The sequence below is a fragment of the Methylobacterium sp. CM6244 genome, from assembly GCF_054817885.1.
Map to the genome: position 1 here is coordinate 3,754,725 of NZ_CM139247.1, position 25,378 is coordinate 3,780,102.

26 protein-coding genes are annotated in these 25,378 nt (G+C 69.2%); 21 read left to right on the forward strand and 5 right to left on the reverse strand.

Translation table 11 applies throughout. The features are described 5' to 3' along the window. Window positions 1-155 precede the first annotated feature (155 nt). Entirely contained in the window at window positions 156-1,547 is a 1,392-nt protein-coding gene (locus ACYQML_RS17550) for a GntP family permease (protein ID WP_461233541.1), read from the forward strand. Between the two features lie 109 nt (window positions 1,548-1,656). Further along, window positions 1,657-2,421: an alpha/beta fold hydrolase gene (locus tag ACYQML_RS17555; protein ID WP_461233542.1), complete on the forward strand. Its 765-nt coding sequence runs from the start codon at window positions 1,657-1,659 to the stop codon at window positions 2,419-2,421. A gap of 222 nt (window positions 2,422-2,643) precedes the next feature. Here ACYQML_RS17555 and ACYQML_RS17560 read toward each other — a convergent pair whose 3' ends face one another. Then, window positions 2,644-2,847, reverse strand: coding sequence for a hypothetical protein (locus tag ACYQML_RS17560; protein ID WP_018043697.1), 204 nt, complete (start codon window positions 2,845-2,847; stop codon window positions 2,644-2,646). A gap of 193 nt (window positions 2,848-3,040) precedes the next feature. Between ACYQML_RS17560 and ACYQML_RS17565 the strand changes: the two genes are divergently transcribed. From ACYQML_RS17565 to ACYQML_RS17575, 3 genes are all read left to right on the forward strand, one after another. Then, entirely contained in the window at window positions 3,041-4,015 is a 975-nt protein-coding gene (locus ACYQML_RS17565; RefSeq protein WP_419952614.1) for a quinone oxidoreductase family protein, read from the forward strand. 144 nt (window positions 4,016-4,159) lie between these two features. Next, window positions 4,160-4,792 carry a bifunctional nicotinamidase/pyrazinamidase gene (gene pncA, locus ACYQML_RS17570; protein WP_419952615.1) on the forward strand — a complete coding sequence of 211 codons (633 nt, stop codon included), beginning with the start codon at window positions 4,160-4,162 and terminating at the stop codon, window positions 4,790-4,792. A 73-nt stretch (window positions 4,793-4,865) separates the two neighbouring features. Continuing rightward, on the forward strand, window positions 4,866-5,072 hold the full coding sequence (locus ACYQML_RS17575) for a hypothetical protein (protein ID WP_056425741.1): 207 nt from the start codon (window positions 4,866-4,868) through the stop codon (window positions 5,070-5,072). Window positions 5,073-5,162: 90 nt separating this feature from the next. Here ACYQML_RS17575 and rimO read toward each other — a convergent pair whose 3' ends face one another. Further along, window positions 5,163-6,506, reverse strand: coding sequence for a 30S ribosomal protein S12 methylthiotransferase RimO (gene rimO, locus ACYQML_RS17580; RefSeq protein ID WP_461233543.1), 1,344 nt, complete (start codon window positions 6,504-6,506; stop codon window positions 5,163-5,165). A gap of 271 nt (window positions 6,507-6,777) precedes the next feature. On the opposite strand from rimO, the gene pabB reads away from it, so the two are divergent. Genes pabB through ACYQML_RS17600 form a run of 4 tightly spaced genes read left to right on the forward strand, consistent with a single transcriptional unit; the run spans window position 6,778 to window position 10,028 of the window. Continuing rightward, complete coding sequence (pabB, locus tag ACYQML_RS17585; RefSeq protein ID WP_461233544.1) at window positions 6,778-8,175, forward strand: aminodeoxychorismate synthase component I; 1,398 nt, start codon at window positions 6,778-6,780, stop codon at window positions 8,173-8,175. Then, the gene (locus ACYQML_RS17590; protein ID WP_056425731.1) at window positions 8,172-8,774 is read left to right on the forward strand and encodes an anthranilate synthase component II; all 603 of its coding nucleotides are present in this window, start codon (window positions 8,172-8,174) and stop codon (window positions 8,772-8,774) included. The genes pabB and ACYQML_RS17590 overlap by 4 nt, the downstream gene beginning before the upstream one ends. Continuing rightward, the gene (locus tag ACYQML_RS17595) at window positions 8,761-9,606 is read left to right on the forward strand and encodes an aminotransferase class IV (RefSeq protein ID WP_461233545.1); all 846 of its coding nucleotides are present in this window, start codon (window positions 8,761-8,763) and stop codon (window positions 9,604-9,606) included. Before ACYQML_RS17590 ends, ACYQML_RS17595 begins: the two co-directional genes overlap by 14 nt. Next, the gene (locus tag ACYQML_RS17600) at window positions 9,579-10,028 is read left to right on the forward strand and encodes a DoxX family protein (RefSeq protein ID WP_244478068.1); all 450 of its coding nucleotides are present in this window, start codon (window positions 9,579-9,581) and stop codon (window positions 10,026-10,028) included. The genes ACYQML_RS17595 and ACYQML_RS17600 overlap by 28 nt, the downstream gene beginning before the upstream one ends. Before the next feature lie 33 nt (window positions 10,029-10,061). Here ACYQML_RS17600 and mazG read toward each other — a convergent pair whose 3' ends face one another. Further along, window positions 10,062-10,892 carry a nucleoside triphosphate pyrophosphohydrolase gene (gene mazG / locus ACYQML_RS17605; RefSeq protein WP_461233546.1) on the reverse strand — a complete coding sequence of 277 codons (831 nt, stop codon included), beginning with the start codon at window positions 10,890-10,892 and terminating at the stop codon, window positions 10,062-10,064. 817 nt (window positions 10,893-11,709) lie between these two features. On the opposite strand from mazG, the gene ACYQML_RS17610 reads away from it, so the two are divergent. Both ACYQML_RS17610 and ACYQML_RS17615 read left to right on the forward strand, forming a co-directional pair. After that, window positions 11,710-12,828 carry a replication protein RepA gene (locus ACYQML_RS17610; RefSeq protein ID WP_461235747.1) on the forward strand — a complete coding sequence of 373 codons (1,119 nt, stop codon included), beginning with the start codon at window positions 11,710-11,712 and terminating at the stop codon, window positions 12,826-12,828. A 67-nt stretch (window positions 12,829-12,895) separates the two neighbouring features. After that, entirely contained in the window at window positions 12,896-13,366 is a 471-nt protein-coding gene (locus tag ACYQML_RS17615; RefSeq protein ID WP_461233547.1) for a winged helix-turn-helix domain-containing protein, read from the forward strand. A 3-nt stretch (window positions 13,367-13,369) separates the two neighbouring features. On the opposite strand, the gene ACYQML_RS17620 is transcribed toward ACYQML_RS17615, so the two are convergent. Continuing rightward, window positions 13,370-14,068, reverse strand: a complete 699-nt coding sequence (locus tag ACYQML_RS17620; protein ID WP_461233548.1) for a DJ-1/PfpI family protein — start codon at window positions 14,066-14,068, stop codon at window positions 13,370-13,372. An 83-nt stretch (window positions 14,069-14,151) separates the two neighbouring features. Between ACYQML_RS17620 and ACYQML_RS17625 the strand changes: the two genes are divergently transcribed. The 5 genes from ACYQML_RS17625 to ACYQML_RS17645 all read left to right on the forward strand — a co-directional run bounded on the left by ACYQML_RS17625 (window position 14,152) and on the right by ACYQML_RS17645 (window position 18,854). Then, the gene (locus ACYQML_RS17625) at window positions 14,152-15,180 is read left to right on the forward strand and encodes a GlxA family transcriptional regulator (RefSeq protein ID WP_461233549.1); all 1,029 of its coding nucleotides are present in this window, start codon (window positions 14,152-14,154) and stop codon (window positions 15,178-15,180) included. Between the two features lie 145 nt (window positions 15,181-15,325). Next, window positions 15,326-17,065: an ArnT family glycosyltransferase gene (locus ACYQML_RS17630; RefSeq protein WP_461233550.1), complete on the forward strand. Its 1,740-nt coding sequence runs from the start codon at window positions 15,326-15,328 to the stop codon at window positions 17,063-17,065. Next, window positions 17,062-17,805 (forward strand): glycosyltransferase family 2 protein, encoded by a 744-nt coding sequence (locus ACYQML_RS17635; RefSeq protein WP_461223459.1) that lies wholly within the window; start codon window positions 17,062-17,064, stop codon window positions 17,803-17,805. Before ACYQML_RS17630 ends, ACYQML_RS17635 begins: the two co-directional genes overlap by 4 nt. An 88-nt stretch (window positions 17,806-17,893) precedes the next feature. Continuing rightward, window positions 17,894-18,235: a lipid-A-disaccharide synthase N-terminal domain-containing protein gene (locus tag ACYQML_RS17640; protein ID WP_056425711.1), complete on the forward strand. Its 342-nt coding sequence runs from the start codon at window positions 17,894-17,896 to the stop codon at window positions 18,233-18,235. 10 nt (window positions 18,236-18,245) lie between these two features. Next, window positions 18,246-18,854 (forward strand): pyridoxamine 5'-phosphate oxidase family protein, encoded by a 609-nt coding sequence (locus ACYQML_RS17645; protein WP_461233551.1) that lies wholly within the window; start codon window positions 18,246-18,248, stop codon window positions 18,852-18,854. A 186-nt stretch (window positions 18,855-19,040) separates the two neighbouring features. Here ACYQML_RS17645 and metC read toward each other — a convergent pair whose 3' ends face one another. Continuing rightward, window positions 19,041-20,228, reverse strand: a complete 1,188-nt coding sequence (metC, locus tag ACYQML_RS17650; protein ID WP_207411225.1) for a cystathionine beta-lyase — start codon at window positions 20,226-20,228, stop codon at window positions 19,041-19,043. A gap of 288 nt (window positions 20,229-20,516) precedes the next feature. Here metC and ACYQML_RS17655 point away from each other — a divergent pair, with 288 nt between their 5' ends. From ACYQML_RS17655 to ACYQML_RS17675, 5 genes are all read left to right on the forward strand, one after another. Beyond that, window positions 20,517-21,512 (forward strand): amino acid ABC transporter substrate-binding protein, encoded by a 996-nt coding sequence (locus ACYQML_RS17655; protein ID WP_207411340.1) that lies wholly within the window; start codon window positions 20,517-20,519, stop codon window positions 21,510-21,512. Between the two features lie 252 nt (window positions 21,513-21,764). Then, window positions 21,765-22,925, forward strand: coding sequence for an amino acid ABC transporter permease (locus ACYQML_RS17660; protein ID WP_461233552.1), 1,161 nt, complete (start codon window positions 21,765-21,767; stop codon window positions 22,923-22,925). A 2-nt stretch (window positions 22,926-22,927) separates the two neighbouring features. Beyond that, window positions 22,928-24,061 carry an amino acid ABC transporter permease gene (locus ACYQML_RS17665; protein ID WP_461233553.1) on the forward strand — a complete coding sequence of 378 codons (1,134 nt, stop codon included), beginning with the start codon at window positions 22,928-22,930 and terminating at the stop codon, window positions 24,059-24,061. Beyond that, entirely contained in the window at window positions 24,058-24,819 is a 762-nt protein-coding gene (locus tag ACYQML_RS17670) for an amino acid ABC transporter ATP-binding protein (protein ID WP_461233554.1), read from the forward strand. The genes ACYQML_RS17665 and ACYQML_RS17670 overlap by 4 nt, the downstream gene beginning before the upstream one ends. A gap of 134 nt (window positions 24,820-24,953) precedes the next feature. Next, window positions 24,954-25,349, forward strand: a complete 396-nt coding sequence (locus tag ACYQML_RS17675; protein ID WP_056425689.1) for a hypothetical protein — start codon at window positions 24,954-24,956, stop codon at window positions 25,347-25,349. The last annotated feature ends 29 nt before the right edge of the window (window positions 25,350-25,378 follow it).

Sequence of the window (25,378 nt, forward strand, 5' to 3'; positions counted from 1 at the left end):
GCCGGAACGAGACCGCCCCGGATTTCAACCGCTTCATCTAGGCCGCGCCCCATTCGGGTTCACGTCGCTGTGGCATTGCGGCACTGCGGCTTCTAGCATCAGCAGCGAGCCCCGTCAGAGGGCCTGCGCGGAAGCTCCCCCATGAGTGCATCGTCATGAATCTCGCCATCGCGCTGCTGGCGCTCGGCTTCCTGATGCTCGTCGCCTATCGCGGCTTCAGCGTCATCCTGTTCGCCCCGGTGGCGGCACTGCTTGCCGTGCTCCTCACCGACCCGTCCGCCGTGCTGCCGGTCTTTTCCGGCCTGTTCATGGAGAAGATGGTCGGCTTCGTGAAGCTGTACCTGCCGGTCTTCCTCCTCGGCGCGGTGTTCGGCAAGGTCATCGAACTGTCGGGTTTTTCGCGCTCCATCGTCACGGCAGTGATCGATCTCGTCGGCCCGCGCCGGGCGGTGCTCTCCATCGTGCTGGTCTGCAATCTGCTCACCTATGGCGGCGTCTCGCTCTTCGTCGTGGTGTTCGCGGTCTATCCGTTCGCGGCGGAAGCCTTCCGGCTGAGCGAGATCCCGAAGCGCCTCATCCCCGGCACCATCGCGCTCGGCGCCTTCTCCTACACGATGGACGCGCTGCCCGGCACGCCGCAGATCCAGAACATCATTCCCACCACCTTCTTCGGCACCAACACCTGGGCGGCCCCCTGGCTCGGGCTGATCGGCGCCGCCTTCATCCTCGTCGCGGGCGTCGCCTATCTCGACCGGCGCATCGCCTCGGCCAAGGCCAGGGGAGAGGGCTACGGCAGCGGCCACAGCAATGAGCCGACGCCCGTCTCCGACGAAGCCCTGGCGCATCCCCTGGTGGCGCTTCTGCCGCTCGTCGTGGTCGGCCTCTCGAACCTCGCCTTCACCGCGCTCATCCCGCGCCTCTACGGGGCGAAGACCGAGACCATGCTTGCGGGGCTCGACAAGCCGATCGTCACGACCCTGTCCTCCGTCACGGCGATCTGGGCGGTGGAACTGGCGCTGCTGGCCGGCATCCTCACGGTCTTCGCCTTCGCCTGGAAGCCGGTCTCGAAGAGCTTCGCCGAGGGCAGCCGCGCGGCGGTGGCGGGCTCGCTGCTCGCCGCCATGAACACCGCCTCCGAATACGGGTTCGGCGCGGTCATCGCGGCGCTGCCGGGCTTCATCGTCATCCGCGAGGCACTCTCCGCGATCCCCAATCCGCTGGTGAACGAGGCGGTGACGGTGACGGCGCTCGCCGGCATCACCGGCTCGGCCTCCGGAGGGCTCAGCATCGCGCTCGCCGCCATGTCCTCCACCTTCATCGCGGCGGCCCAGGCCACCGGCATCCCCATGGAGGTGCTGCACCGGGTCGCCGCCATGGCGAGCGGCGGCATGGACACGCTGCCCCATAACGGCGCGGTCATCACCCTGCTCGCGGTGACGGGGCTGACCCACCGGCAGGCCTATGCCGACATCTTCGCGATCACGCTGCTGAAGACGAGCGCGGTCTTCCTGGTCATCGGGGTCTATTACCTGACCGGGCTGGTCTGAGGCGGGCCGGAGGGCGATCATCCCGGCGGGCAGAGTTTCGAGCCGCGCCTGGACTTTCCCCGCGAAGGCGCGGTCAATACCGAATCTGTCGCCGTCAGAGGAGCCCCCGATGGATCGCCGCTCTTTCCTGAGGCTGTCCGCCGCCGCGTCAGTCGTCCCGCTTCTGCACGGCCCAGCTCTGGCCGCATCGGTCCCGCCGGCGCGCAACGTGGTCCTCGTCCACGGCCTGTTCGCCGACGGGTCGTGCTGGTCGGAGGTGATTGGGCGGCTGCAGGCGGCGGGGCTCGATGTCACCTCGGTGCAGAACCCGCTGACCACCCTCGACGAGGCGGTGGCCTCGGTGCGGCGGGTGCTGGAGCGGCAGGACGGGCCGACCGTGCTCGTCGGGCATTCCTTCGCCGGAATGATCATCACGGAAGCCGGCATCGCCCCCAACGTGTCGGCCCTCGTCTACGTGGCGGCGCGCGCCCCCGATGCGGGAGAGGATTACGCCGCCCTGGCCAGGACGTTTCCGACACCGCCCGCCACGGCCGGCATCGTCTTCGACGGCGAGTACGGACGTCTCGGCGAAGCGGCCTTCCTGCGGGATTTCGCCGGCGACCTTCCCGAGGCGAAGGCGAAGGTGCTCTACGCGGTGCAGCAGCCCTTCGCCAAAGCGCTGCTGGCGGGCAGGACCACCCAGGCGGCCTGGCGATCGAAGCCGAGCTTCTACGCGGTCTCGACGGAGGACCGGACGATCGACCCCGATCTTCAACGCTTCATGGCGAAGAGGATGAGCGCGACCACGATCGAGGTGACGGCGAGCCACCTGTCGCTGATCTCCCAGCCCGACGCGATCGCGAAGCTGATCCTGGACGCCGCCGGCCGACCCTGACCATCGTCCGGGGGCAGGGCGGATCGAGACCCGCGCCCTGCCGTTTGCCGACCGCCGGGACCTGTCCTATCGTCCGATTCGGCGATGCCGGATCATCGCCGGGACAGGAGAGGTCACATGGCATTCTTCATCGGGATCGCAGGTCCCTGGCTGGTTCTCGCCGTCCTCGACCTCCTGGCGATCCGCCGCGACTTGGAACTGTCGCGGATCCCGTGAAAGACTTCAGCCTTCCGGCTCCTCGACGATCTTCAAGGTGAGTTGCGTGAACGGCCTGATTTCCCAGGCGATCCCGGCCTTGAACATCATCACCACCCGGCAGCGGTCCATGACCTCGAAGGCGGGAAGGCCCGGCTCCGGCTGGAACACGAGCCCCGCGACGACGGCGGGATCGTAATCGGCGGGCCTGATCCAGACGATCTCTTCCATGGAACGCTGCCACCCTCCGTCGCGGTTGCCGGGGAACGCCGCCGCCCGGCCTCTCTCACACGAGGCGGGCGATGTTTCGCAATGGCCATGCCGCCCGCGCCTCCGGCCGGGCACCTCAATCGGCAGCGCCGGACTTGCCCCTTAATACCGGCAGCTTATGTCGCGTCCATCGGACAGACGAGGAGTGACGACGATGCCCAAGGCGATCCGGGTCTACGAGTATGGCGAACCCGAAGTGATGCGCTACGAGGAGGTGGCGGTCGGCGAGCCCGGCCCCGGCCAGATCCGCGTCCGCCAGACGGCCATCGGCGTCAACTTCATCGACATCTACTTTCGCTCGGGCGCCTACAAGGCGGCGCAGCTGCCCTTCACCCCCGGCAAGGAGGGGGCGGGCGTCGTCACCGCCATCGGCGAGGGCGTCACTGGGTTCCGGGTGGGTGAGCGCGTGGCCTACGGTTCGGCCGAGGGCACCTATGCGGAGGAGGTGGTGATCAATGCCAGCGCCGCCGTGCATCTCGCCGACGGGGTCGACGACGACACCGCCGCGGCCATGATGCTGAAGGGCCTCACCGCCGAGTATCTCCTGCACCGCACCTGCCCGGTGAAGCCCGGCGACACGATCCTGTTCCACGCCGCCGCCGGCGGCGTCGGCCTCATCGCCTGCCAATGGGCCAAGCATATCGGCGCCACCGTCATCGGCACGGTGGGCTCGGCCGAGAAGGCGGAACTGGCGCGGGCCAATGGCTGCGATCACGTCATCCTCTACCGCGACGAGGATTTCGCCGCGCGGGTCAGGGAGATCACCGACGGCAAGGGCGTTCGCGTCGTCTATGACGGCGTCGGCAAGGACACGTTCCCGGCCTCCCTCGACTGCATCGCCCCGCTGGGGATGTTCGTGAGCTTCGGCTCCGCCTCGGGCCCGGTGGAGAACTTCAACCTGGCGGTGCTGGGCCAGAAGGGCTCGCTCTTCGCGACGCGTCCCTCCCTGTTCGCCCATGCGGGGACGCGGTCCACCCTCGATTCCATGGCCGAGAACCTGTTCGGCGTGGTGGCGAGCGGCGCGGTGAAGATCCCCGTCCATGCGCGAGCGAAACTCGCCGAGGCGGTGCAGGTGCACAAGGATCTGGCCGGACGCCAGACCACCGGCGCCACGATCATGACCCCGTGATCCAAAAAACTCCGGATCCAAGAAACTCCGGATCCAAGAAACTCCGGATCCGAGCATCCCCTGATTCAGGCGTCTCGTGATCCGAGTATCCCGTGATTCAAGGATACCGCGATCCTGGGATCACCCGACGACAGGACGAAGCGAATGATGACCCCAGGTGAGCGCGACCTTCTCCTGGTGGTCGACGTCCAGAACGACTTCCTGCCCGGCGGAGCCCTCGCGGTGCCGGACGGCCATGCGGTGATCGCGCCGATCAACCGCCTCGCCGCCCTGTTCCCGCATGTGGTCCTGACTCAGGACTGGCATCCGGCCGGGCATGTCTCCTTCGCGTCCAGCCATGCCGGGCGACACCCGTTCGAGACCATGGATCTGTCCTACGGCCCACAGATCCTGTGGCCGGACCATTGCATCCAGGGCTCGCCCGGCGCGCGGCTCTCCGACGAGTTGCATGCCGACCAAGCCGAGCTGGTGATCCGCAAGGGCTACCATGCGCATACGGACAGCTACTCGGCCTTCCTCGAAGCCGATGGCGTCACGCCCACGGGGCTCACGGGATACCTGCGCGAACGCGGCATCACCCGCCTGTTCCTCTGTGGCCTCGCCACGGATTTCTGCGTCGCCTGGAGCGCCCTCCACGGACGGCGCGCGGGGTTCGGCATCGTCGTGGTGGAGGACGCCGTGAGGGCGATCGACCAGAGCGGCTCGCTCGCCCGCGCCTGGGACGAGATGGACCGCGCCGGGATCACCCGGATCGACAGCGCGTCCATCGATTCCTGATGCGGCACGATACCCGGTAACTTGGCCGGCGGGTGCCGCGTTGACGGGTCATCGCAGCTGTGATGGAGCGCTCATGTCCAACAAGCACATGAAAACCGACGTCCCGACCGATGCGGACCTCAAGGGCAATCCCGGAATCGGCACCTCGAAGGGGATGACGATGTCGGGGGGCGACCCCCGCGATCTCGAAGGCGAGTCGACCTTCGAAGGCGACGTCGACAACGAGACCACGCCGGAAGGCGGCATCGATCCGAACCACCGCCCGCGCAAGAATTCCTGACGAGCAAGAATTCCTGACGGGTCAGGTACACCCCGGCTAACGAGGAAGGCCCCGCCGGTCGCGGCCGGTGGGGCTCCTTGGTGGGCGGTGTCAGACCGCGCTGCCGTAGAGGTCGTAGGCGTCGGCCCGCTCGATCTTCACTGTGACGATGTCGCCGACCCGCAGCGGCCGGCGTGAGGTGACATGGACGTTGCCGTCGATCTCGGGCGCGTCGTATTTCGAGCGGCCCTTGGCGATACCGCCCTCGACGGCATCGATGATGACCGGCAAGCGCTTGCCCACGCGCGCCCTCTGCAGGCGGGCCGAGACGCCCTGCTGCGCCTCCATGAAGCGGCGCTTGCGCTCGGCCTTGAGTTCCGGCGGGACGAGATCGCCGAGCCCGTTGGCTACCGCGCCGCCCACGGGCTCGTATTCGAAACAGCCGACGCGCTCGAGCTTGGCTTCCCGGATCCAGGTCAGCAATTCCTCGAACTCGGCCTCGGTCTCGCCGGGGAAGCCGACGATGAAGGTCGAGCGGATGGCGAGGTCCGGGCAGATCTCGCGCCAGCGCCGAATGCGCTCGAGCTGTTTCTCCTGGTTGCCCGGCCGGCGCATGCGCTTGAGCACGGACGGGCTGGCGTGCTGGAGCGGCATGTCGAGATAGGGCAGGATCTTGCCCTCGGCCATCAGCGGGATGACGTCGTCCACGTGCGGGTAGGGATAGACGTAGTGCATCCGCACCCAGGCGCCGAGTTCGCCGAGTTCGGCGGAGAGATCGTAGAATTTCGCCCGCACCTCGCGGTCGCGCCAGGGGCTCGTGGTGTATCGAATATCGACGCCGTAGGCGCTAGTGTCCTGCGAGACCACCAGCAATTCCTTGACGCCGGCCTTCACCAGCTTCTCGGCCTCGCGCAGCACGTCACCCGCCGGCCTGCTGACGAGGTCGCCGCGCAAGGACGGGATGATGCAGAAGGTGCAGCGGTTGTTGCAGCCCTCGGAGATCTTCAGATAGGCGTAATGACGCGGGGTGAGCTTCACCCCCTGCGGCGGCACCAGATCGAGGAACGGGTCATGGGCCGGGGGCACCGCCTCGTGCACGGCGGCGACCACCGATTCGTAGGCCTGGGGCCCGGTCACCGCGAGGAGGTTCGGATATTTCTCGCGAATTTCCTCGGGCTGCGCGCCCATGCAACCGGTGACGATGACGCGGCCGTTCTCGGCCATGGCCTCGCCGATGGCCGAGAGCGATTCGGCCTTGGCCGAATCGAGGAAGCCGCAGGTGTTGACGATGACGACGTCAGCCCCGTCATGTCGGCGTGCGAGCTCATAGCCTTCCGCCCGCAGATGCGTGAGGATGCGCTCGGAATCCACCAGCGCCTTGGGGCAGCCGAGGGAGACGAAGGAGATCTTGGGCGCGGCTTTCGCCGGGGTCGGAACGGTGACGGATACGGTCATGGTCGCTCGTCGGTCGCGGCCGAGGAAAACTCGACCGGCCGTGATTCTCGGGGCGGAGGGTGCCGGGTTGCAGCCTTCCTATACGCCCATCCTCGCGCGGTTGCGAGGGCGGCGGTTCCGGGCACCATGCCGCCAATCTCCACGGCCCATGCAGCCCGCGCGGCTTCCGTCGGACCGCGACCCGTGTCACCTGTGGCGCGTCATCAGGAAACCATGCCGCAGGAGGGGCCCGTGTCCCAGCCCGCGTCAAGCTCTTAAGTCCGACAGCATCATGTGGACCCGCGAGATCCCCTTCATCGATCCCGTCGCGGCGGCCGAGGCGTTCTCGTCCCTGCCGGGACTGGCCTTCCTCGACAGCGCCATGCGCCACGAGACCCTGGGGCGCGTCTCGATCGTGGCCGCCGATCCGTTCGGGCGGTTCCGCTACGCGAACGGCCGCGCGACGCTCGACGGACGCCCGCTCGAGGGGTCCGGCCTGGAGGCCCTGCGCGCCTGCCTCGCGCCCTACCGGATGGCGGGCGACGAGGGATTCGGCTTTCCCGGCGGGGCCATCGGCTATTTCGCTTACGATCTCGGCGCCTGCCTGGAGCGGGTGACGCCGCCGGCCCGCCGCGCCGGCCTCACCGACGACATCGCCTTCAATCTCTACGACACGATCCTCTCCATCGACCATGACAGCCGCACCTGCCGGCTCGTCGCCAACGGCTTTCCGGAGCTGACGGATTCCGCCCGCGCCAACCGGGCGCGGGCGCGGCTCGACCGTTTCGCGGAGTTGCTCGCGGGCGGCGGCGGCGCCCGGACGAGAGCAGAGGCCGCGCCCCTCGCCTGGCGCTCCAACTTCACCAGGGCTTCCTACGAGGCGGCGGTGGAGACGGTCCGCGACTACATCCGGGCCGGCGACATCTACCAGGCCAATATCGCCCAGCGCTTCGAGGCGGCGCTGCCGGCGGGATACGATCCCTTCGCGCTCTATCACCGCCTGCGCGAGACCAACCCGGCGACCTTCGGCGCCTATCTGTCCTTCGACGCTCTCACCATCGCCTCGAGCAGTCCCGAGCGCTTCATGAAGCTGCAGGGCAGGGCGGTGGAGACCCGGCCGATCAAGGGCACCGTGCGCCGGGTGGAGGACCCCGCCGAGGACCGGGCTCTGGGCGAGGCGCTCCAGGCCAACGTCAAGGAGCGGGCCGAGAACATCATGATCGTCGATCTCCTGCGCAACGACCTCTCGCGGATCTGCGAGCCGCACAGCGTCAAGGTGCCGGTCCTGTGCGGGCTCGAATCCTACGCCTCTGTCCACCACCTCGTCTCCGTGGTGACCGGGACCCTGCGCCAGGGGCTCGACGCCATCGACCTGATCGCCGCCACCTTCCCCGGCGGCTCGATCACCGGGGCCCCGAAACTGCGCGCCATGGACATCATCACCGAGATCGAGGGCGATGCCCGCGAGCTCTATTGCGGCGCCATCGGCGCCATCGGTTTCGACGGGTCGCTCGACACCTCCATCGCCATCCGAACCGTGTTCATGGACGAGGCCCGCGCCGTGCTCCAGGCCGGGGGAGGGGTGACGCTCCTCTCCGACCCTGCCGCCGAATACGAGGAGACCCTGACCAAGGCGGCGCGGGTCTTCGCCGCCTTCGAGACCGACCGGAACGAGGGCGAGGCGTCATGATCCTCGTCGTCGACAATTACGATTCCTTCGTCTTCAACGTGGTGCGCTACGTGGAGGAGCTCGGCCAGGAGGTGAAGGTGCTGCGCAACGACGCCGTCGACGTCGCCGGCATCCGCGCACTCGCCCCCGAGGCGCTGATCCTCTCCCCCGGCCCCTGCACCCCCAACGAGGCCGGCGTGACCCTACCCGCCATCGAGGCCCTGTCCGGCGAGATCCCGATCCTCGGCGTCTGCCTCGGCCACCAGGCCATCGGCGCGGCCTTCGGCGGAAGGGTCGAGCGGGCGGCGCGGCCGCTCCACGGCCAGGCGACGGCGATCCGGCATGACGGGTCCGGCCTGTTCGCGGGCCTGCCCGACCCGATGCAGGTGGGCCGCTACCATTCCCTCATCGTCACGCCGCAGCCGGGCATGGACGAATCCCTCGTCGTCGACGCCGTGTCGGGGGAGGGCGAGGTGATGGCCCTGTCGCACCGGCGCCACCCGACGATGGGCGTGCAGTTCCACCCGGAATCGGTGCTGACCGAGAACGGCCACGCGGTGTTCGGCAACTTCCTCGATCTGGCGCGCCGGTGGCGGGAGAGCCGCGATGCTGTGGTTTGACGGTGCCCTCCGCGAGGGCAGCCGTCACGGTTTCGACCTCGCCGACCGGGGCCTGACCCTCGGGGACGGCCTCTTCGACACGGCCCTCTGCCTCGGCGGCCGCCTCGCCTTCCGGGAGGCGCATCTCGCCCGGCTCGCCGCCTCGGCCGACGATCTGGGCTTTTCCATCGACCGGGAGGCAGTGGGGGAGGCGATGCGCCGCGTCGCCGCTGCCATCGGCGACGGCGCGCTCCGCACCACGATCACCCGCGGCTCCGGCCCGCGCGGTCTCGCCCCGCCGGAGCCGGCCCGGCCGGTCTGGTGGATCGCCGCCACGCCGCGCCGGGCGGGGTCGGGTTTCGCGCCGGTCTCGCTGCATCCGAGCACGATCCGCCGCAACGAGACCTCGCCGACCGCGAGGATCAAGACGCTGGGCTATCTCGACGCCATCCTCGCCGCCCGGGAGGCGAGGACGCGGGGCTTCGACGAGGCCCTGTTCCTCAACACCAAAGGCCACCTCGCCTGCGCCGGGACCGGCAACCTGTTCGCGATCCTGGACGGGCGCCTCGTCACCCCGCCCCTGTCGGACGGCGTACTACCCGGCATCGTCCGCGCGCAGGTTCTCGGCTTGGCGCGCTCCCTCGGCATCGGGACCACGGAACGCTCCCTCGCCCTCGAGGAGGTCCTGGCCGCCGAGGCGGTGGTCATGACGAATTCCCTGCGGGGCCTCTCCCCTGTTACGGCGATCGGGACGACGGCGTTCCCCGGCGGGCACGAGACCGTCGCCGCGTTGAGCCACGCGCTCCGCCGCCTCATCGCCGAGGAATGCGGCGTCGCGCCGGAGGTGGCGTGAGGCCGGAGATCACCACGCCGGAGGCCCCAACGCACAGCCGCCTGCTCTCGCGGCTCGGCCTCGCCGCGCTCTATGGCGGCATCGGCCTCCTCCACCTCGCGGCCGCCGACAGGTTCCTGCCGATCATGCCCGATTGGGTGCCCTGGCCGAGGCAGGTCGTCATCCTGACGGGTCTCTACGAACTCGCCTGCGTGGCGGGCCTGTTCGTCGCGCGCACCCGCCGCGCTGCCGGCTACGCCCTGGCCGCCTACGCGATCTGCGTGTTTCCGGCCAATATCAAGCACGCGGTCGAGGGGATCTCCGTTCCCGGCCTGCCCGACAGCTGGTGGTATCACGGGCCCCGCCTCGCCCTGCAGCCGGTTCTGGTCTGGTGGGCGCTCCACGCCACGCGGATCGTCGATTGGCCGTTCGGGCGGCGATAGAGCGCGGGCGGCCGAACGGACCACAGCGAGCGATCACGCTTCCGAACGCTTCACCCGCTGCCAGGCCGCCTCCATGGCGGGAAGATCGGCCTCGTCCAGGCTCGCCCCATCCTCCGCGATCAAAGCCGCCATGGCGTGGAAGCGCCGCTCGAACTTTATATTCCCTCTTTTCAAGGAATATTCCGGATCTATTCCGGAATGCCGGGCGAGATTCACCACCGCGAAGAGCAGGTCGCCGATCTCCTCGGCGAGGTGATCCGGGTCGTTCCGCCCGAGCGCGTCGGCCACCTCGTCCACCTCCTCGCGGATTTTGGCGACGACCGAGGCCGCGTCCGGCCAGTCGAATCCGTGAAGCGCCGCGTTGCGGCTGATCTTCTCGGCGCGGGTGAGGGCGGGCAGGGCCTTGGCGACGGAGCCGAGGAGGTCGCCCCCGGCCTGTTCGGACAGCCCCGTCTTCTCCGACCGTTCCGCCGCTTTCGCCGCATTCCAGTTGGCGTCGAGCTGCGCGAGGTTCAGGCGCTCGGGACCGTCCGCCAGCAACGACCCATCCGCCTCGAACACATGCGGATGCCGCCGGATCAGCTTGGCGCAGATCGTCCGGACCACGTCGTCGAAGGCGAAGCTCCCGGCCTCCTCGGCGACCCGCGCCTGGAACACGACTTGAAGCAGGAGGTCGCCGAGTTCCCCCTGGAGATCGGCGAGATCGCCGCGTTCGATGGCGTCCACCACCTCGTAGGCTTCCTCCAGCGTGTAAGGCGCAAGGGTTTCGAGGGTCTGGACCTGGTCCCAGGCGCAGCCCCGTTCGGGATCGCGCAAGGCCGCCATCAATCGCAGCAGGGTCTCGATCGGGGCTTCGGATGTCACGGGTTCACCATGCTGGAGAAAGTCAGGAAGGGGGAAGGGCGTAGGTCCGAGCTAGAGCTGCGCCCGACCACGTTGGGTCGGGGCACACCTCTAGGCCTTTGTTGTGCCGCGCTGTTATTCGCCGAACCGGCATCCACTTCGGCGGAGAGCGCTCTAGGCCACGGTTAGGCCAACCGGTGGCGTCCTCTCAAGCCGGTGTCGCAGGAGGCACGATCCACCCTCGTCTGTGCCGTACCTGTGGACCGGGAGAGGAGGAATTCTGGAAATTCCAAGATATCGATCAAAAAACCGTGCCGTCCGCTAAAGCGAACGACCCGCAGACCCCTTAGGAAAGATATCAGTGACTTCTTTTTAGAGAGTCAGTTCAGCAAGTTATATGGAGCGGCGAATTCGCGTGGTTTCCCCGTAGTTTGAGACCCTTTCGCGTATCGAACTCTGCGCGCGGACGTATCGAACTCTGCGTGGCTGCGTATCGGATTCTGCGCTGTCGCGGCCCCGGTCCGTATGGGATTCTGCGCCGATCCGTATGGAATTCTGCGGGGAGAACGGGGTTTGCCGGTGAAGTATGGGGATAGAACGGAATTCCGGCCCGTATCGAACTCTGCGTAGACCTCGGAAGGGCTTGAGGTGCGGTCTCTTCCGGCGACGGGATCGCCGCACGGATGCGGCCCATCCCCCGGCGGCGCGGTTCCGTGGCCGAGCCCTTGGGCCGACTCCGTGGATTGTCGGGATAAGATCCGGCCCCGGCGACTCCTGGCCTCGAAATCGTGCGATGGCGGGAGTTCAGTGACCAGAGCCGCCGGTATCGATGACAGCCATGGGGATCGAGGAGAAGCTCGCCCAGATCCGTGATCCCGACTTCCTGGAGGAGGTCGAGGCCGGCCGCGGCAGCTTCCTGTTCGGAAGCATCGTCGAGCATATCCTCCATCGGCAGCGTGCCCGCGACGCCGAGGCGGCGAGCCTGCGCGAGGCCGCCGACATGCGCGGCGCCATGCCCCGCGACCGGCGCCGGCGCGACATGGTGCGCGAGGTCATCGAGAACGAACCGACCCTGCCGGAGAACCTGCAGCACATCCACAGCGTGCTGGCCCTGTGCGGCCTGCCCTATCGCGATCCGGGCGATGCCCGCGAGTTCTTCCGGGAATACGGCCGCAATTCCCTCAGCCTGCTGGCCGGCCGCCTCAAGAACCCGGTCAATGGCGAGATGGAGTTCCAGGGCCTGCCCTACGGCCCCAAGGCCCGCCTCGTCCTGCTGCATCTCTGCACCGAGGCGGTGCGCCAGCGCAGCCCCACCATCACGGTGGCGGACAGCCTGTCGGGCTTCATGAAGGAGATGGGATTTTCCGTCACAGGCGGCGAGCGCGGCACGATCCGTCAGTTCAAGGAACAGCTCAACCGGCTCGCCGCCTGCACCCTGCAGATCGGCCTCTGGGACGGCAGCGACAAGGCCAGCACCCTCAACGTGCCGCCCTTCCGCCAGCTCGACCTCTGGCTCTCGCACGGATCGGGGGAGGGGCAGGTCTGGTCGAAGACCGTCCAGTTCCACCAGGATTTCTACGACAACTTGATCCAGCACGCTCTGCCGGTGGATATCCGCGCCGCCCGCGCCTTCGCCGGCTCGGCCCGCAAGCTCGATCTCCTGTTCTGGCTCGGCTACCGCCTGCGCGTCCTGCAGCGCCCGCTGCGGCTGACCTGGGCCAACCTGCACAGCCAGTTCGGTGCCGACAATGCCAGCATCCGCAGCTTCCGGCAGGCGTTCAAGGCCGATCTCGCCCATATGCAGGAGGTCTTCCCGAAACTGCCCGTCTCCCTCGACGAGGCCGGCATGATGCTCCAGCCCGCCCATCCGAGCGCCCTGCTGGTGCCGCCCAGGCTCGGCGGGGCGAAGGCGGGCGCATCCAAGGCCGGTGCGGCACGGCGCGCCCTCGCGGGCTGAGGAATATTCCATTCCGGTACGCCTTCTGCTAGATATTCCACAGTTGGAATATTCCAGAGGTGCCACCATGTTCCTGACGGAAGCCGAGGCCGAGGCGCGCCTCTCCGACCTTTATCGTGAACGCTCCCGGATCGAGCGGGCCATCGCCGACCTCACGCTCTTCCTCGATATCGGCCGCCGGATATCCGTGCCCGCCCGAGGGGCAGGGGATGAGCGGCGGGATCCGGCCCCGGTCGCCCCGTCGCCGGATTCGGCAAGCGAGGAGCCTGCGGGCGAATCCGGCGGCGACCGGTCGCAGGCCCGGCGCGAGGGCCGTCTCCTCATGGAGGCGGCTTCCGAGATCCTCGAGGAGGCGGGCCGGCCCCTCCATGCCGCCGAGATCCTGGAGGGCCTGACCCTGCGCGGCCTGTCGGTCCCCGGCATCGACCCGGTGGCGGCCCTCAACACCCGGCTTTGGAAGCGCTCGGGACCCGACGGTCCGTTCCAGCGCCTTGGCGACGCGGTCTATGCCCTCGCCGCCGGGCCTGACGACGCATGAGGCTCAGAACCCCCCGTTCCGGGTGATCCCCGCGATGATCGTTTCGCGGGCGGCGCGCGAGGCGGCGAATCGCGCGCCGGCGGCCGCGACCACCTCCGGCGAGGCCGTGCCGGGATGGCCCGCCGAGAAGGGCGGGGCCGGCGCGTATTCGAGGGCCAGCTGGATCGTCTCGGCTTCCGTCCGGCCCGCGAGCTCGGCCACCGCCGCGAGGGCGAAATCGAGGCCGGCGGTGACGCCGCCCCCGGTGATGATCCGTCCGTCGCGCACGATCCGCTCGTCGACGGGAATCGCCCCGAAGGCCGCCAAGAGGTCGAGGGCGCCCCAATGGGTCGTCGCGCGCTTTCCCCTCAGCAGCCCTGCCGCCCCGAGAATGAGGGCGCCGGTGCAGACCGAGGTGACGAGGATCGGCCGCTCGGCTTGGGCGCGCACGAAATCGAGCACGGGCGCGTGCGTCATCAGGGCGTTCACGCCGATCCCGCCCGGAATGCACAGGAGGTCGAGGGGCGGGCAGGCGGTAAGATCCGTCGTGGGCGTCAGCGGCAACCCGGTGGCGCTGACCACGGTGGCGCGGTCGAGGCCGACGAGGTGGACGCGCGCGCCGGGCAGCGAGGCGAAGACCTCATAGGGTGCGGTGAGGTCGAGCTGCTGCACGCCCTCGAAGGTCAGGAGGCCGATCTCGAAGCGGATCTTGGTCTGGGGCATGGCAGGGGTCTCCGGGAGGGGGCGGCGACGGAAAGGCCGCGGCTGGACAGGACCGACGATACCGGCGCAGGCTGCCGGCCGACATGACCAAAACCCCTCGTATCCTGCCAAACCACCCGCTTCTGGAGCCGCCCCTCGCCGGGGCGATCATCACCGTGGCGATCCTGGCCTATCCCGGGGTGCAGCTCCTCGATGTCGCCGGTCCGCTCCAGGTCTTCGCCACCGCCAACGACCTTTTCGTCGACGCCGGCCGGCCATCCCCTTATCGCGTCGGCGTCGTCGCCGAGCGTGCCGGCTCCGTCGCCACCTCCTCGGGTCTCGTACTGACCGCCGAGGGTCTGGTCCCGGATTCCGCCTCCATCGACACGCTGATCGTCGCCGGCGGGCGAGGGGTCCAGGCCCAGATCGACAATGCCGAGCTTCGGGGCTGGCTGAGCGAGCGGGCCGCCCGGTCGCGTCGCGTCGCCTCGGTCTGCACCGGGGCCTTCCTCCTCGGGGCGGCGGGCCTCCTCGACGGCCGCCGCGTGGTCACCCACTGGACCCGTTGCGACGCCCTGCGGGCTCTCTATCCGGCGGCAAGGGTCGAGGCCGACCCGATCTTCATCCGCGACGGCGCGCTCTGGACCTCGGCCGGGGTCACCGCCGGCATCGATCTCGCCCTGGCCCTGGTGGAGGCCGATCTCGGGCGGGAGACGTCCCTGGCCGTGGCGCGGCACCTCGTCGTGTTCCTCAAGCGCCCCGGCGGGCAGGCCCAGTTCAGCGCCGCCCTTTCGCTCCAGGGCGGCGACGATCGGTTCGGCCGCCTCCATGCCTGGATCGGCGAGAACCTCGCCGCCGATCTGACGATTCCCGCCTTGGCCGACCGGGCCGGGATGAGCCCGCGCAGTTTCGCCCGACATTACCGCGCCGCGACGGGCCGCAGCCCGGCCGAGGCGATGGAGGGCATCCGTTTCGAGGCCGCCCGCCGGCTGCTGGAGGAGACCGACCTGCCGCTGAAGCGCATCGCCGAACGCTGTGGTTTCGGCGCGGAGGAGACCCTGCGCCGGGTCTTCCTGCGCCGGATCGCGACGACGCCCGGCGATTACCGCCGTCGTTTCGCTGCTTTTGCGTGATCCTGGCAGCGCTCCTCCGATGTGGGCGAATTTGACTTTCCCGGCCGCATCATCGACACCGCCGCCCGTCGCGGCATCGACCGATCGTCAAGGGCTGCCCGTCGGCCCGGAGCCGCCCCATGTCCGCCCCACTGCGTTCCGTCTCATGAGAACCGCCGATGCCGGACATGCCGTCCCGCCCGGCGCCGAAGCGGGCGCCCTCGACAGGCTGATCGAGGCGGCCTCGGCGAGCCATGCCCGCGCCTGCGCCCTGCTCCTGGCTCTCTGCCTCGTCTGTTTCCTGCCGGGCTTCGTCTCGCTCCAGCCGATGGACCGCGACGAGCCGCGCTTCGCCCAGGCCTCGAAGCAGATGATCGAGACCGGCGACATCGTCGACATCCGCTTCCAGGGCGAGGCGCGCCACAAGAAGCCGGTGGGGATCTACTGGGTGCAGGCCGCGGTGGTGAAGGGGGCCGAGGCCCTGGGGGTCGACCGCGCCCGCACCACCATCGCGCTCTACCGCGTGCCCTCGCTGATCGGCGCGCTGCTGGCGAGCCTGTTCACCTATTGGGCGGCCCTCGCCTTCCTGTCGCGCCGGGGCGCGCTCGTCGCCGCCGCCCTGTTCTCGGCCTGCATCATGATCTCGGCGGAGGCGCGCCTCGCCAAGACGGACGCCCTCCTCACCGCCTGCTCGGTCGCCGCGATGGGCGCGCTGGCGCGGGTCTGGCTCGGCCGGATCACGCCCAGACGGATGCGGGGCCGGCCCGATCTCACGACCGTGCTGGTGTTCTGGCTGGCCATGGCGATCGGCATCCTGATCAAGGGGCCGATGGTGCCGCTCTTCGTCGGGCTCGCCGCGCTCGCGCTGTCGCTGAAGGAGCGGTCCGGCCGCTGGCTCATGGACCTGCGTCCCGGCCTCGGCCTCGGGCTGACCCTGGCCATCGTCGCCCCCTGGTTCGTCGCCATCGCGTGGAAGAGCGGCGGCGCGTTCTTCGGCGAGGCGGTGGGTCGCGACATGCTCGGCAAGGTGGGGGGAGCCGCCGAGAAGCACGGCGCGCCGCCCGGCACCTATCTGGCGGTGTTCTTCGCTACCTTCTGGCCGGGAGCCGCCTTCGCGGCGCTGAGCGCGCCCTTCGCCTTCGCCAACCGGCGCGACGATGCGATCGCGTTCCTCCTCGCCTGGATCGTGCCCGCCTGGATCCTGTTCGAGGCGGTGCCGACCAAGCTGCCGCATTACGTCCTGCCGCTGATGCCGGCCGTGGCGATCCTCACCCTCCTGGCCGTGGGGCGCGGCGCCCTCGATCCGGGCCGGCGGGGAGCCAGGGCCGTGGCCGCCCTGGTGGTGCTGATCCCGGTCGGCCTGACCCTCGGCCTCGTCGGCGTGGCCTGGACCTTCGACCACGTGATCCCCGTCGCCGGGCTGCCGCTGCTGCTGGCCTCCTGCGCCGCCGCGATCCTCGCTGTCGTGCTGTTCGCCCGCCGCCTGCCCGAACGGGCGCTGGCCTGCGCCATCCTGGCCTCGGCCCTGCTCTCGCCGGCGGTATTCGGCCTGACCCAGCCGGTGCTCGCGGCGCTGAAGGTCTCGCCGCGCCTTGCCGCCCTCCGCGACGGGCTGCCCTGCGCCGCCCCGAAGGTCGCCAGCCTCGGCTACCGCGAGCCGAGCCTCGTCTTCCTCATCGGGACGGACCTCGCCATGCTGAATACCGGGGCCGAGGCGGCGGAGTTCCTGGCAGGGGGCGGCTGCCGCCTCGTCTTCGTCACCGAGCCGTTCCTGGACGAGTTCCGGCGGGCGGAGACACGCGCTAAGGATACCCCCGTCAAGGCTGCCCCGGTCGGCCGGGTCTCCGGCTTCAACATCAACAGCGGCCGGCGGATCGACCTCTCGGCCTATGCGGTGACCCCGTGACCCAAACCGACACAGCCCCCTCTACCCGCCTGTCCATCGTCGTCCCGGTGAAGAACGAGGCCGGCAATGTCGAGAGCCTCGTCACCGAGATCGAGCGCGCCTGCTCGGCCCTGGTCCCGTTCGAGGTGATCTATGTGGATGACGGCTCCACCGACTCCACCGGGGCGGTCCTTGGCGATCTGCGCCGTACCCGGCCCTGGCTGCGCGTGGTCCGCCATGCCCGCAGCGGCGGGCAATCGGCCGCGATCCGCAGCGGCGTCGCCGTGGCGCGGGGCGCCCTCATTGCCACCCTCGATGGCGACGGCCAGAACGATCCGGCCTTCATCCCCGCCCTGGTGGCAGCGTTGGAGGAGGGCGGCCGGAGCACGGGCCTGGCCCAGGGCCAGCGCGTCGGCCGCAAGGACGGGCGCCTGAAGACCCTCCAATCGCGCATCGCCAACGGCGTGCGCGGCCGCATCCTCAAGGACGACACCCGCGATACCGGCTGCGGCATGAAGGTGTTCCGGCGCGAGGTCTACCGGGCGCTGCCCTATTTCGATGCGCTGCACCGCTTCATGCCGGCCCTCGTCGCCCGCGAGGGCTACCGCGTGGTCCATGCCGACGTGGTCGACCGGCCGCGCTTCACCGGGCGTTCCAATTACGGCCTGTTCGACCGGCTCTGGGTGGGCCTCCTCGATCTCGCGGGGGTGTGGTGGCTGATCCGCCGCAAGCGGCCCTCGCCCGAGGCGGTGGAGATCTAGACCTTTGTCGTGCCAAGCTCTTTTTTCGCCGAACCGGCATCCACTTCGGCGCAGGGCGCTCTCGTGACCGGTGGGGAGGCCTGAACCCATGCTGATGCAGCTTTCGGAAGACCTGAGCGGCTACGCCTACGACATCTTCGTCACCAAGTTCGACGGCTGGCTCGTCTTCGGCATCCTGGCCCAGGTCGTGTTCGGTGCCCGCTTCATCCTGCAATGGCTGGCGAGCGAGAAGGCTGGCCGCAGCGTCATGCCGCTCTCGTTCTGGTTCCTCTCCATCGCGGGCGGGCTGATGACCCTGGTCTACGGGCTGGTGCGGCGCGAGCCGGTCATCATCTTCGGACAGGCCCTCTCGACGGGCATCTATCTCCGCAACGTCGCGCTGATCCTGAAGGAAAAGCGCCGGAAGTCCGGGGCGGATCCCGTTCCGTGACGTTCTCGGCATGACTCCCCCGACGATTCCGCTGCCGGATTTCTTCGACGATCTCGACGCCAGCCTGGCGCATCTCTGGCAGCTTCTGGAGGACGGGCCGAGGCTGCGCCGCAACGCCTTCCACATGCCGGCCCTCGCCACGGTGGATTCCGACGGCTGCCCGCAGGTCCGCACCATCGTCCTGCGCGAGGCCGACCGGCGGACCGGGATCCTGCGCTTCCATTGCGACCGCCGGTCCCGTAAGGCCGCCGAGATCGCCGCCTCCGGCCGGGCCGCGCTGCACGGTTACGATTCGGCGAGCAAGGTCCAGATCCGGGTCTCGGGCCCGGCCACGCTCCATACCGACGATGCCCTGGCGGATGCCGCCTGGGACGGATCGATGGCGATGAGCCGGGTCTGCTACGGCGTGGCACCGGGGCCCGGCACCGAACTCGCCTCGGGCGAGGGCTATTCCCTGCCGGAGACCGACGCGGCCATCGCACTCGGCCGGCCGAATTTCTGCGCGGTTCAGGTGAGCGCCACCCGGCTCGAATTCCTGTTCCTCGACCGGCGGGGACACCGGCGCGCCGCCTGGAAGCGGGACGGCGACGGCTGGGCGGGGACCTGGCTGGCGCCGTGAAAGCCCCTTTTTCTGTTTTGGAAACCCCCTCACGATCGTCATCCGCCGTCATTCCGGGGCCGCGTAGCGGAGCCCGGAATCCAGAAGCGACGACAGCGCAAGGCGATGCACCGGCAGCGGCTCTGGATCCCGGGCTCGCCTTTGGCGACCCGGGATGACGGTGCGCCGTGTCTTACGAAGAGCGCCTCACATCGCTGCGCGTAACCGCGAAAACCCGGCATCGAGATCGGCCTGCAAATCCGAAATCTCCTCGAGGCCGATATGGAAGCGCAAACCCGGTCCGCCCGGCTCCCAGCGCGTGGCGGTGCGGTAGGTCCGGCAATCGAACGGGATGACGAGGCTCTCGAAGCCGCCCCAGGAAAAGCCCATCCCGAACAATTCGAGCCCGTCGAGCATCGCCGCCACGGCGTTCGCCGGCGCCGGTTTGAGGACCACGCCGAACAGGCCGGACGACCCGGAGAAGTCCCGCTTCCAGATGGCGTGGCCGGGATCCTCCGGCAGGGCCGGATGGAGCACCCGCAGCACTTCCGGCCGCGCCTGCAGCCAGCGCGCCATGGCGAGGCCCTGGCGCTCGTGCTCGCGCAGGCGCAGGTTCATGGTGCGCAGGCCGCGCAGCGCCAGGAACGCATCCTCCGGCCCGGCGCACATGGCGAAATGCTCGAAGGTGCGGTGGAGCGCCGGCCAGTATCGTTCGTTGGCCGAGGTGAGGCCGAGGAGCAGGTCCGAGCCGCCGCTGAGATATTTGGTTCCCGCCTCCACGGCGATGTCGACGCCCCGCTCATGCGGCGGGAAGAACAGCGGCGTCGCCCAGGTATTGTCCATGATGACGGCAGCGCCATGCGCATGGGCGACCTCCGCGATGGCCGGCACGTCCTGCATCTCGAAGCTCTGCGAGCCCGGCGCCTCCACCAGCACCGCCTTGGTGTTCGTTTGCATCAGAGCGCCGATGCCGGCGCCGACGAGGGGATCGTAATAGGTCACCTCCACGCCGAAGCGCTTCAGCACGCCGTCGCAGAAGATGCGGGTGGGGCGGTAGGCACTGTCGGTGACGAGGAGATGGTCGCCCGCGCTCACCACGCTCATCAGGGCGACCGTGAGGGCGGCCAGGCCCGAGGGTGTCAGCACCGTACCCGCCGCCCCGGCGAGCTCGCTCCAGGCCTGGGTGAGCGAATCCATCGTCGGCGAGCCGCTGGTGCCGTAATCATAGCGCCCGCGCCGGTGCTGCAGGTCGTCATAGGTCGGGAACAGCACCGTCGAGCCGCGATAGATCGGCGTGTTGACGAAGCCATGCTGCGCGGACGGATCGCGCCCCGCATGGACGAGGCGTGTGGCCGGGCCGAAGCGGGCGGGATCGCGGGGAGGGGTGTTCGACATGGAAACCCGTATGCGGGGAGGGCGGTTGCGCCGCAACCTCAGCCTCGCCTGTGCAATGGCGTCAAGCGGAAGCCCTTGACCGGGCCTGCCGATCCTTTGCAATGCGCGGGTATGATCAACGGTCTCCCGGCATCGTCGACGCCTCATCCGACCCGTTCACCTCATCCTGAGGTGACGCCGCGCAGCGGCGGCCTCGAAGGAGGCCTCCAGATCGCGCGATGCTGGCTGGAGGCCTCCTTCGAGGCCGCTTCGCAGCACCTCAGGATGAGGTTTTGGGTCGGGGGGATCATGCTGTTCTGCCTTACTCCCGCCCTCGCCCAGAACGGTTCCGCCCAAGGCACCCTCGCTCAGGTCAAGGCGCGGGGGCATCTCGTCTGCGGCGTCAGCGGCGGGGTCGCGGGGTTCAGCATTCCGGACAGCCAGGGCCAGTGGCGCGGGCTCGACGTGGATTTCTGCCGGGCGCTGGCGGCGGCGATCTTCGACGATCCGGCCAAGGTGCGGTTCATCCCGCAATCCTCGGCCGCGCGCTTCACCGCCCTGCAATCGGGCGAGATCGACGTCCTGTCGCGCAACACCACCTGGACCCTGTCCCGCGACACCGCCGCCATGAACTTTCCGGTCATCACCTTCTATGACGGGCAGGGGTTCCTGGTGCGAAAGTCCCTCGCCATCACGTCGGTGAAACAGCTCGACCGGGCGACGATCTGCCTGCAGCAGGGCACCACCACCGAGCTCAACCTCGCCGATTGGTTCCGCACGCGGGGGCTGACCTACAAGGTCGTCACCTTCGCCAATAGCGAGCAGACGCTGGGCGCCTACGAATCCGGCCGCTGCGACGCCTATTCCACCGACAAATCCTCCCTCTACGGCGAGCGCCTGAAGACGGCGCATCCGGACGAGCACGTCATCCTCGACGAGGCGATCTCGAAGGAGCCGTTCGCCCCCGGCGTGCGTCAGGGCGACGATCAGTGGCGCGATCTCGTCGCCTGGACCCATTACGCCATGATCGACGCCGAGGAGGCGGGGATCGGTCAGGCCAATGTCGAGGAGATGCGCCGATCGGCGCTCAGCCCCGACGCGAAGCGCATTCTCGGCCTCGAGGGCAAATACGGCGAGGGCCTCGGTCTCACCACCGATTGGGCCTACCGGATCGTCCGCCATGTGGGCAATTACGGCGATTCCTTCGAGCGCAATGTCGGCGCGCAGACACCGCTGAAGATCCCGCGCGGCCTGAATGGCCTCTGGAACCAGGGCGGCCTGCAATACGGGCCTCCGATCCGGTGAGGGGCGTGAAGCAGTCCTCCTCTCCCCGCTTGCGGGGAGAGGGTTTCGGCCCCCTCGCAGGGGCCGAAACGAGGCGGCAGCCGAGGGTGAGGGGGGGGCTTCGGACGAGCCTCTTCCGGGGGCTCCCCCTCACCCTCGCTGCGGCTGACGCCTTCGCTTGCCGCAGGGACGACGAGGTCCCCGCGGCCCTCTCCCCGCCCAGCGGGGAGAGGGGATGGCGCGCGGTTTCCTCGTTCAACGGGGGGCGGCTCCATGCTTGAATCCCGAAAGACCTCCCTGCGTGCCCTCGCGCTCCAGATCCTCCTGGCGCTCGCCGTCGCCGGCCTCGTCTATCTCGCTGCCGGCAATGCCGCGCAGAAGCTCGCGAAACAGGGCATCGTCGCCGGGTTCGGCTTCCTGTCGCGCAATGCCGGGTTCGACATCAGCCAGCGGCTGATCCCCTACGCGGCGGCGACCTCGACCTATCTCGATGCGTTCTTCGTCGGGCTCTGCAACACGCTGCTCGCCGCGGCGCTGGGCATCGTCCTCGCCACGCTGATCGGCTTCGTGGTGGGCATCGCCCGGCTGTCGCCGAACCTCCTCGCGCGCGGGCTGGCCTCCGCCTATGTGGAGGCGGTCCGCAACGTGCCGCTGCTGCTGCAACTCCTCGTCTGGTACGTGGCCGTGCGGGTGGCCCTGCCCTCGGCCGAGGCTCCCGCGAGCCTGGGGGGCGCCTTCGTCTCGCAGCGTGGTCTCGTTCTGCCGAGCCCCGAATTCTCAGGCGCCGCCTGGCTGGTGCCGATCGCTTTCCTCGCCGGCATTGCCGCCCTGTCGCTCCTGCGACGGCGGGCGCGCCGCGCAGCCGAGACCGGCCTGCCTCCGGTCCGGGCCTGGCTGCCGGGGCTCGCCCTCACGATCCTCCTGCCGGGTCTCGCCTGGATCGGGCTGGCGCTGGCCGGCCATCCGGTCGCGGTCGATTGGCCGGCGCGCGGCCCCTACGATGTCGAGGGCGGGTTACCGATCCTGCCGGAATTCGCCGCCCTGGTCCTCGGGCTCTCCACCTATACCGCCGCCTTCATCGCCGAGATCGTGCGGGCCGGCCTCTCCAGCGTGGCGCGGGGGCAGGGGGAGGCGGCCTCCGCCCTGGGATTGAACCGGGGCCAGAGCTTGCGTCTCGTGGTGGTCCCGCAGGCGATGCGGGCGATCGTGCCGCCGCTCACCAGCCAGTATCTCAACGTCACCAAGAACTCGTCGCTGGCGGTGCTGATCGGCTATCCCGACCTCGTCCACGTCTTCATGGGCACCGTGCTCAACCAGACCAACCAGGCGGTGGAGGTGGTGGCGATCACCATGGCGGTCTACCTCACGCTCAGCCTCGCCACGGCCTTCCTGATGAACCTCTACAATCGCCGCGTGACCAGGGTGGAGCGCTGAGGATGGAGCGATTCGTCCGCGCCGATCTCGTCGCCTCGCGCCCGCCGCCCGCCACCGTCGGCGGACCGCTGGGCTGGCTGCGCCGGAACCTGTTCTCGAGCTTCGCCAACGGGCTCACCACCCTGGTGATCCTGGGATTGCTCGCCTGGCTGCTGCCCATCGCGATCCGCTTCCTCGTCATCGATGCGGTCTGGACCGGCGCATCGGGCGATGCCTGCCGGCCGGAAGTGGCGGGGCGGCCAGTCGGGGCCTGCTGGGCCTTCATCGCCGACAAGATCAACTACCTCGCCTATGGCTCCTACCCCGCCGCCGAGCGCTGGCGCCCGAACTTCGCCGTCGCGCTGCTGGCCTTCGCCGCCGGATGGATGCTCTGGCTCGGGGCGCCCCGGCGCGATCTCGGCGCGCTCTTCGCCTTCCTGATCTTCCCGGTCCTGGCCTACCTGCTCCTCTCCGGCGCACCGTCCCTCGGGCTGAAGACCGTCGCGACGGGGTTGTGGGGCGGCTTCCTCGTCACCGTGGTGGTGGCTACGGTGGGCATCGTCGTCTCCCTGCCGCTCGGCATCCTGCTGGCGCTGGGGCGGCGCTCGACCATGCCGGTGGTGCGCGTGCTCTCCACCGCCTTCATCGAGTTCTGGCGTGGCGTGCCGCTGATCACGGTGCTGTTCATGGCCAACGTGATGCTGCCGCTGTTCCTGCCCGGCGACATCACCGTGGACCGCTTGCTGCGGCCGCTCGTCGGCATCGCGCTCTTCGCCTCCGCCTACATGGCCGAGGTGGTGCGCGGCGGGCTGCAGACCGTGCCGAAGGGGCAGGCCGAAGCGGCGGCGGCGCTCGGCCTCGGCCGGGGCCAGGCGCTGCGCCTCGTCATCCTGCCCCAGGCCCTGAAGGTGGCTCTGCCCGGCATCGTCAACACGATGATCGGCCTGTTCAAGGACACCACCCTGGTCTCCATCGTCGGCATCAGCGATTTCATCCGCGTGCTGGAAGCCTCGCGCGCCGATCCGCGCTGGTCGGCTGCCACCATCCCGGCCACCGCCTACATCTTCGCCGCCCTCGTCTATTTCGCCGTCTGCTTCGGCATGGCGCGCTATGCCGGATTCATCGAGCGCCGCCTCGCGGCGGGGGAGAGACGATGACGAGTGAATCCTTGAAGGCACCGCAGACCTCCCCCGCCGTCGCGCTCTCCGGCGTCAACAAGTGGTTCGGCGCCCACCACGTCCTGCGCGACGTCGACCTCACGGTGGCGAAGGCCGAGAAGATCGTGATCTGCGGCCCCTCGGGCTCGGGCAAATCGACCCTGATCCGCTGCGTCAACGGGCTCGAGGCGCATCAGCAGGGCACGATCCGGGTGGACGGGATCGAACTCACCGGCGCGCAGGCGAGCGTGGACGCCGTGCGCCGCGAGGTCGGCATGGTGTTCCAGCACTTCAACCTGTTCGCCCATCTCACCGTGCTGGAGAACTGCACCCTGGCCCCCATCCACGTGAAGCGGATGGGCCGGGCGGCGGCCGAGAAACTGGCGATGGGCTATCTCGAACGCGTCCGCATCCCGCAGCTGGCGGGGAAGTTTCCCGGCCAGCTCTCGGGCGGGCAGCAGCAGCGGGTGGCGATCGCCCGCGCTTTGTGCATGAGCCCGAAGGTGATGCTGTTCGACGAGCCGACCTCGGCCCTCGACCCGGAAATGGTGAAGGAGGTCCTCGACACCATGGCCGAGCTGGCGCGCGGCGGCATGACCATGCTCTGCGTCACCCACGAGATGGGCTTCGCCCGCGAGATCGCCGACCGCGTGGTGTTCATGGACGAGGGCCAGATCATCGAGACCGCTCCGCCGGCCGATTTCTTCGACAGGCCCCGGCATTCCCGGACACAAGCCTTCCTCAGCCAGATCCTGTGACCGCCTTCCGCCAGCGACATGAGAAAGGGTCAGAAAATGGCACGGTCCGGCCGCCCGCCGATGCTCGGGTTCGTTAACGGCCTTGGTTTAAAACCGGTGATCAAGGTGTTGAGTATTTGTAGAAAGCGTATCGCGTGCGTATCTTGCGCTTCCTCGTCATCGGCAGCGTCTTTGGGCTGAGCATCCTGGCGATCGGATTCGTCAGCGCCGACCGGCTGGCCCATCTTCCGGCGGCGCCCGCGCCACAGATGGTGCAGGCTCCGATCGTGAGCGAGCCTCAGGATACCGGCTCGATCCCGACCCTGCTCCAGCCGGGCGTCCTCTCCACCACAGGCCCGGTGGCCCCCCGTCCGACGGGCGCGAAGCCCGCCTCGGCGAAGCCCTCCGCCTCCTCGGCGGGCAAGCCCCCGGTGACCAAGACCGCTTCCGCGAAACCCGTCCCGGCCAAGCCGAAGGCCACGGACGGCTTCGACACCGAACGCCTCAACGCCCTCCTGCGCGGCGACCCGATCACCCCGCCACGGCGGTGATCGGGGGCCGCCCGTTCCTCGGGAGGCGG